This is a genomic window from uncultured Chloroflexus sp. (assembly GCF_937129525.1).
Lineage (GTDB): Bacteria > Chloroflexota > Chloroflexia > Chloroflexales > Chloroflexaceae > Chloroflexus.
This window is the reverse complement of sequence record NZ_CAKZNK010000038.1, coordinates 1-1,464: the sequence shown is the minus strand read 5'-3', so window position 1 is coordinate 1,464 and position 1,464 is coordinate 1. Positions and strand designations below refer to the sequence as shown.

Below are 1,464 nucleotides of genomic sequence, written 5' to 3'. Positions count from 1 at the left end.
ATCAGGATGGCGAATTGCAGCGGCAGGGTGAGGGTCAGCGCCAGCGTCGTGAACATAATGACCGCTTCGCCGCGCGAGCTACGCCAGACCCGCGCGATCCCTTTCCGGTCAACCATACCCAGTGCCGCTACCATCAGAGTGCCGGCAATTGCCGGACGGGGGATAATGGCCAGAACCTGGTTCAAGGCTGCTGTGCCGGCTAAAACCGTAAGCCCAGAAACAACTGCCGTGAGCGCAGTCTTGCCGCCAGCCTGATAAGCCAGCGCCGAGCGGTTGAACGAGCCGGAACATGGCATCCCGGAAAAGATGCCTGATACGATATTAGCCAGTCCTTGCCCAACGAATTCCTGGTTGCTATCGATCCGCTCACCGGTATAGCTGGCAATCGCGCGCGCAATAGCGACCGCTTCCACCAGACCAATGATCGCCAGAGCTAATGCGCCGTTAAGAAGACTTCCGATCAGTTCAATATCCCAAAATGGGAGATTGGCCAGCGGCGGCAATCCTGGTGGCACTTCGCCCAAGAGCCGCACTCCATACTGCTCGATGGCGAGGAATGTAGTGACTGCGGTGACGATAACCATGCTTAACAGGGCTGCTGGCAGCGTTCGGGTAAATCGCGGAATTAAATAGATTAACCCAATTGTTGCGGCGCCAATTGCCAGTGATGGCCAGTGGATTTCATTAAGTTGAGTAAATGTCTCGATCAGAATGGTTGGGATACTGGCGCCGGGTGAAATGTTGATTTTCAAAATCGGGCCAATCTGATTGAACAAAATGAGCAGGCCTGATCCGGCGGTAAACCCGACAGCGACGGCATCTGAGATAAAAGTTACCAGCATGCCGAGCCGCGCGATGCCCAGAATGAGTCGAATGATCCCGGCCATGACCGCCACCAGACTGGCAGCAGTGACAAACTCGGCGCTGCCAATCGGCGCAATTGGGAGAAGAACAGATAGAGTAAGGATCGCGCCGGTTGTAGTGGGTCCGCTGTTGAGCAGCGTAGATGACCCCCACAACGCGCCAATGATAGTGGCAGTCATTGCGCTGTACAGGCCGACAATCGGTGGCAACCCTCCCAGGATGGCGAAGGCCAGACCTTGCGGCAACAATACCAGACCGACTGTAATGCCGGCGAAAATATCAGCTCGCAGCGCTTCGGGTGGATATGTGCGCGCCAGCCGAATGGGTTGCGCAAAAAGCGTTGTGACCGAACGCAGGTATTCCAACATACGATAAATAACTGTTAGTTTGCAACAACTTTGAATACCGCTATCATACCGCTATTTTGAAGTTTCTGCGCAATCAGAGTTCGCAATAACCTATCGATTTTACCGGTATCCGCTATCGAAAATAGTTCTACCTGTCTCCTCACATTAGAATGCTACTCAACCGCTTCGAGCAGGTTGGCAGCTTCCCAGGCCAGCATGCCGCCTTCGAGCACCTGTGGCGCTGGCGCGCGGT

1 protein-coding gene is annotated in these 1,464 nt (G+C 54.8%); it reads right to left on the bottom strand.

The window, feature by feature from the left end; genetic code table 11:
- A partial coding sequence (locus Q0650_RS03730; RefSeq protein ID WP_298816054.1) for a SulP family inorganic anion transporter occupies positions 1–1,232 on the bottom strand: 1,232 nt, incomplete at its 3' end.
- Positions 1,233–1,464: the final 232 nt, after the last annotated feature.